We start from the raw sequence: 6,251 nt of genomic DNA, 5'->3' as shown, positions 1-6,251 counted from the left end.
GGCCCGACGGGCCGGCGGCCTCGTCAGACGCCACGCGCGCGTCGGACGCGGCCGGCGCCGGGGCGGACTGCTGGGAGGCTCCCCCCGGTGCCACGGGCTGCGGGAGGGCGTGAGTCGGCGCGCCGGTGTGCGCCACGGGCTCGGACGGTCGCGTCCCGGGCTCGACCGGTCGGGCGTCCGACGGGGTCGGCGTGGCGGTCGCGGGCGTGGCCGGCTCGGCCTCCGTCACCGCGGGGACCGCGCGCGTCGGGGTGTCACCCTGCTGCGCGGACGTGCCCGCCGCCGAGGTGTCGGCCGGTGCCGTGGAGGTCGCGTCGTCCGCCGCGCGAGTGGTCGGCGGGGCCGAGCGGTCGGCGTCGGGGGTCGAGCGGGTGGGCTGCTCACCGGTCCCGTCCTGCGTGCGCCCGGCTGCGCCGCCCCACACCGGCCAGACGGACGTCCCTGCGGCGTCGCCCGACCCGTTCGGGTCGGCAGCGGGAGCAGCGTCGTCCACGGACGAGTCGCCGTCGACGACCGCGGCGCCGTCTGCCGGCGTGGAGCCGTCTGCCGGCGTGGAGCCGTCTGCCGGCGTGGAGTCGCCCGACGCGGGGGTGCCGGCCTGGGCGGCGGCGCTCGCGGGGGTGCCGCCCGCGGCCTCAGCGGTCTCGTGCGTGGTGGTGTCCCGCGCGAGGGCGCCGTCGGTCGGCGTGGTGTCACGCGCCGCGGTGCCGTCGGACGCCCCGACGTCGGCCGACTTCTCCTCGATGGAGGCGCCGGTCGTGACCTCGCGCGTTGCCGCGGCCGTCGGCACGTCGGCGGACGTCGGCTCAGCCGGCGTCGGGTCAGCCGACGTCGGGTCAGCCGGCGTCGGACCGCTCTGCGCGTCGGGCGACGAAGTACCGGCGAGCGCGGCGTCCGACGCCCCGGCGGGCGCCGTCGTGCCTGTCGCGCTGTCCACCGGCTCGTCGTCGCCGCGCGCGTCGTCCGACACCTCGGCTGGCGTCGGCCGGTCGCTCTGGGCGTCCGCGGCAGGCGTGACGTCCGCCTGCGCCTCGTCGCGGGGCCGTGCGGCGGGTGCCTCGTCCGAGGCCGCGTCAGCGGGCGCCTCGACCGGAACCTCGTTCGACACCGCGTCGTTCGACACCGCGTCGTCCGACACCGCGTCGTCCGACACCGCGTCGGCGTCCGGCGTCGCGTCGGTCGCGGGCTCGCCCGGCTTCTCGGCCGCACTCGCCTCGTCCGGCGTCTCGTCGGCAGTGACCTCGGCGACCGCCGCCTCGACGTCGGACGCGTCGGAGCCGGACGCGTCGGAGCCGGACGCGTCGGAGCCGGACGCGTCGGAGCCAGACGCGTCGACGCCGACGGCACCGGCATCGGAGGCGTCGGCTGCCTCGGCGCCGCTCGGCAGCCCGTCCGTGGCGGCGGCGTCTTGCGCGTCCGTGGACTCGGGCGTGTGGTCAGCCGGAGTCCCGTCGGTGTCGTGCGCGGTCGTCGACGCGTCCGGGCCGGTCGGCCTGGCGGTGTCGGTGGTCGGGTCGTCCGGCCCGGCGGCGGCCGCGGCGGGACCCCCCGGCCGCACGGAGGTGTGGCGGTCGGTCGGGTCGGTCATCCTGCTCCCCTGCTTCTTCGCGCGCGACGTGCGCCCGCGCGATTCTACGGCGCGGACCTGGGGCAACCGTGCCCTTCGTGCGGCGAGCCGGGCCGTTCTCACCCCACGCCCACACGACCCTCGCACATCGGTCACCCCCGACGGCCCGGGTCGACGACCGCTCCCGGCCGGACGTGCAGCTCCCGTGCGTCAGCGCAGTCCGCGCACCCGTCCCCGCAGGTGGACGAGGCCGCCCGCGTCGGGGGCGCCCTGACGCGCCGCCACGACCGTGCCGACGACGATGTCGTGGTCTCCCGCGCGGTGCACGGCGGACGTCCGGCAGTCGAACCACGCCGCGGCGTCGTCGAGCCACGGGGCGCCCGAGCCGGGCGCGGGCCGGTGGGGCACGCGGGCGAGCTGGTCGACGGCGGGCCGTCCGGCCGACGCGAGCCAGTCGGCGGTCGCGGCCTGGTCGTCGGCGAGGACCGACACGGCCCACGCGTCGACGTCGTCGAGCGCGTCGCGCAGCCGGGCGTCGGCGTGCACGCAGAACAGCACGAGCGGCGGCTCGAGCGACACCGACACGAACGACCCGACGGTCGTCGCGTGGTCGGTGCCGCGCCAGCGCAGGGTCACGACGGCGACCCCCGCCGGCAGGCGTCCGACCGCGGCGCGGAACACGTCCGGGTCCACGGCGTCGACGTCCGCAGGGTCCGACGTCGTCACGGCGCGCTCCCGGCGTCGCTGCGTTGCCCGCGCGGCTCGGTCCCCTCGGCCGCCGTCCCGGCGATCCGGTCCAGGCCGGCACCGGAGCCCGCGTCGAGGTCAGGGACGTCCGCGTCGGGGCCGGCGAACGGCACGACGCCGTCCTTGGCCACGTCGTCGTCGGCCACGTCGTCATCGGCCACGTCGTCATCGGCCACGTCGTCATCGGCCACGTCGTCATCGGCCACGTCGTCATCGGCTACGTCGTCATCCGCCACGTCGTCATCCGCCACGTCGTCGTCGGCCGCGTCGTCGCTGGTGACGTCATCGCCAGCCGCGTCATTGCTGGCCACGTCGTCGCTGGTCAGGTCGTCCCGACGCGCGCCGACGGCGGCCAGGTCGTCGTCGGGTGCGTCCTCGCCGTCGACCGCGGTGCGGTCCGCGCCCTCGCCGTACCCGACGGCGCCGACCACGACGACCTCCCTGTCGGGCCGCTCGCCGCGCGGCTCGTCACGGAACAGGGCGCGCGGTGCGAGCGCCGCCGCGATCAGCGCGACGAGCGCACCGAGCACCCACAGCCACCCGATCCCCTGCTGCCCGGGCACGAGGACGTCGCCGCCGGGACCGGTCCGCGCGAGGGTCGTGACGCTCAGGAACATGCCCCCCGCGAGGCCTGCGAGCGCGAAGCCGCCGGCCCACGCGCGCGCGAGCAGCCCGGTGCCCAGCACGAGGAGGACGCACAGGACGAGCCCCCACGGCGGGACGCTGCGGTGCATGACGGTGCCGACGGTCCCGACGAGCAGGCCGAGGCCGAAGGTCGCTGCGGCCTTGACGAGGACGGCGGGGTCGAAGGGCTGCACGCGCGTCAGGCTACCGGCCGCACACCGGCGGGTCGGTCGAGCGTCCCGGGGGCGCCGGACGCCCACCGGTAGGCCTCGACGGGCAGGACGGGGGCGAGGACGTCGTTGCTCAGGGCGTAGCAGGCGACCAGGTCGGCGGTGCCGTCGACGACGTGCACGGCCTGCACCTGGGTCGCGTGGGCGCGCAGCGCGGCGAGCACCGCGTCGCGCACGGGCAGGACGTCGACCTCGACGTGCACGGCGTCGTCGGGGACGGCGACGGACGGCAGGTCACCGTCGGGGTCGGGCAGGGCGAGGTGCGCGCCGGCGACCCCGAGGGCACGCGTCACGGCCGGGTCGCGCAGCGCCCGGTAGCCGGCCCGCAGCGCCCCCTCGCGCTGCGCGGCCCACAGCACGGCCGGCACGTCGAACGCGTCGGCGTGCGCGTCGCCCGCGTGGGCGGCGAGCTCGACGGCCCGCCGCGTGACCTCGTGGGCACGGACGTGGTCGGGGTGCCCGTAGCCGCCGCGGGGCTCGTACGTGACGACGACGTCACGTCGCCGGGTGCGCAGGACGTGCGCGAGCCGGGTAGCGGCGTGGTCGACCGGCTCCGCCACGAACGCGTGGGCGGGGACGTCGGTCGCGCTGCCCGCCTGCCCGGTGCCGAGCCACGCCATGCCGGAGTCCTCGTAGCGGGCACCCTCGGGCGACCCGACGGGCTGGCCGGACGTCGCGGGCACCCGGTCGAGGAACACGTGGTCCGTCACCCCGAGCGCCGCGAGCGCGGCGGCGAGCTCGGTCTCGCGGTGCGCGGCGAGCGCCAGGCCGTCGCCCTCGAGGTGCGCGAGCACGTCACCGATGACCTCGCCGCGCTCGCCGCGCGTGCAGGTCACGACGGTGACGGGCCGTCCGGCCTGCGCCCAGGTGGCGAGCAGGGCGCCGGTCGACAGGGTCTCGTCGTCGGGGTGCGCGTGCACCGCGACGAGGCCGCCGACCGGCGCCACCGGCGTCAGGACTTCTTGCTGCGCGCGGTGATGCGGGCGCGCTCGGTCTGGTCGAGCACCACCTTGCGGATGCGCACGACCTCCGGCGTCACCTCGACGCACTCGTCCTCGCGCGCGAACTCGAGCGACTCCTCGAGCGTGAGCTTGCGCGGCGGCACGAGGTTCTCGAAGTTGTCCGCCGTGGAGGAGCGCATGTTGGTGAGCTTCTTCTCCTTGGTGATGTTGACGTCCATGTCCTCGTTGCGGGAGTTCTCGCCGACGATCTGGCCCTCGTAGACCTCCGAGGTGGGCTCGACGAAGAACGAGCCGCGCTCCTGCAGGTTGATCATGGCGAACGGCGTGACGGCACCGGAGCGGTCGGCGACGAGCGAGCCCGACTGGCGGGTCTCGATCGGGCCGGCCCACGGCTCGTAGCCCTCGGAGATGGACGACGCGATGCCGGTGCCGCGGGTGTCGGTGAGGAACCGCGTGCGGAAGCCGATGAGGCCGCGGGCGGGGACGAGGAACTCCATGCGGACCCAGCCGGTGCCGTGGTTCGACATCGTCTCCATGCGGCCCTTGCGCTGCGCGAGGAGCTGCGTGACGGCGCCCAGGTACTCCTCGGGGACGTCGATCGTCATGCGCTCGACGGGCTCGTGGACGTGGCCGTCGACCTTGCGCGTGACGACCTGCGGCTTGCCGACAGTGAGCTCGAAGCCCTCGCGGCGCATCTGCTCGACGAGGATCGCGAGCGCGAGCTCGCCACGGCCCTGCACCTCCCACGCGTCGGGGCGGTCGGTCGGGACGACGCGGAGCGAGACGTTGCCGACGAGCTCCTTGTCGAGGCGGTCCTTGACCTGGCGCGCGGTGACCTTGTGGCCCTTGCCGCCCTTGCCGGCGAGCGGGCTGGTGTTGATGCCGATGGTCATCGAGATGGCCGGGTCGTCGACCGTGATGAGCGGCAGCGGGCGCGGGTCGTCGGGGTCGGTCAGCGTCTCGCCGATCGTGATGTCCTCGATGCCGGCGACGGCGACGATGTCGCCGGGGCCCGCCGAGTCGGTGGGCACGCGCTCGAGCGCCTTGGTCTCCAGCAGCTCGGTGATGCGGACGTTCTGCAGCGAGCCGTCCTGGCGCGCCCACGCGACGGTCTGGCCCTTGCGCAGGGTGCCGTTGAAGATGCGGAGCAGCGCGAGGCGGCCGAGGAACGGCGACGCGTCGAGGTTCGTGACGTGGGCCTGCAGCGGCGCGCCCTCGTCGTACGTGGGGGCGGGGATCTTCTCGAGGATCGTCGCGAACAGCGGCTCGAGGGTCTCCGAGTCGGGCAGGCCGCCGTCGGCGGGCTGGTTGAGCGACGCCCGGCCGGCCTTCGCGGCGGCGTAGACGACGGGGACGTCGAGGATCGCGTCGAGGTCGAGGTCCGGCACGTCCTCGTGCAGGTCGGACGCGAGGCCGAGCAGCAGGTCGGTCGCCTCGTGGACGACCTCGTCGATGCGGGCGTCGGGACGGTCGACCTTGTTGACGACGAGGATGACGGGGAGCTTCGCGGCGAGCGCCTTGCGGAGCACGAACCGCGTCTGCGGGAGCGGGCCCTCGGACGCGTCGACGAGCAGGACGACGCCGTCGACCATCGACAGGCCGCGCTCGACCTCGCCGCCGAAGTCGGCGTGCCCGGGGGTGTCGATGACGTTGATCGTGATCCCGTCGGGCTGGCCCGCCGCGGCCGCCGCGGGGCCGGCGTACCGGACCGCGGTGTTCTTCGCGAGGATCGTGATGCCCTTCTCGCGCTCGAGGTCACCCGAGTCCATGGCGCGCTCGTCGACGTGCGCGTGCGCACCGAACGCCCCGGACTGCCAGAGCATGGCGTCGACGAGCGTCGTCTTGCCGTGGTCGACGTGGGCCACGATCGCGACGTTGCGCAGGTCGGCGCGCACGCCGGAGACGGTCGTGGACTCAGGCATGGGTGTACTCGGCTTTCGCAGGTGGGGTGCGCGCCGGGACGTGGCGCCGGACGATTCTACCCGCCACGGCCGCACGGGTCTCCCCTGCGGGGGTGTGACGGCCGTCCCCCCGGCGCCCCGCGCGCGACGTGCTCGCGGCCCCGCTCGGCCGTGCCGGGCCGTGCCGGGCCGTGCCGGGCCGTGCCGGGCCGTGCCCGGC

5 protein-coding genes are annotated in these 6,251 nt (G+C 76.0%); all 5 read right to left on the bottom strand.

Annotation, left to right across the window (positions count from 1 at the left end; translation table 11 throughout):
- Positions 1–1,588 (bottom strand): hypothetical protein (locus CBZ_RS21435; protein ID WP_444979409.1); only part of this gene is annotated, 1,588 nt, incomplete at its 3' end.
- Positions 1,589–1,777: 189 nt separating this feature from the next.
- Positions 1,778–2,293, bottom strand: a complete 516-nt coding sequence (locus tag CBZ_RS19060) for a flavin reductase family protein (RefSeq protein ID WP_246013551.1) — start codon at positions 2,291–2,293, stop codon at positions 1,778–1,780.
- On the bottom strand, positions 2,290–2,877 hold the full coding sequence (locus tag CBZ_RS19055) for a hypothetical protein (RefSeq protein WP_130783032.1): 588 nt from the start codon (positions 2,875–2,877) through the stop codon (positions 2,290–2,292). Before CBZ_RS19055 ends, CBZ_RS19060 begins: the two co-directional genes overlap by 4 nt.
- A gap of 260 nt (positions 2,878–3,137) precedes the next feature.
- Positions 3,138–4,115, bottom strand: a complete 978-nt coding sequence (locus tag CBZ_RS19050; protein WP_130783031.1) for a PIG-L family deacetylase — start codon at positions 4,113–4,115, stop codon at positions 3,138–3,140.
- 5 nt (positions 4,116–4,120) lie between these two features.
- On the bottom strand, positions 4,121–6,052 hold the full coding sequence (gene typA / locus CBZ_RS19045) for a translational GTPase TypA (protein ID WP_130783030.1): 1,932 nt from the start codon (positions 6,050–6,052) through the stop codon (positions 4,121–4,123).
- Positions 6,053–6,251: the final 199 nt, after the last annotated feature.

This window comes from Cellulomonas biazotea (assembly GCF_004306155.1).
Lineage (GTDB): Bacteria > Actinomycetota > Actinomycetes > Actinomycetales > Cellulomonadaceae > Cellulomonas > Cellulomonas biazotea.
This window is presented reverse-complemented; position numbering and strand designations above follow the sequence as displayed.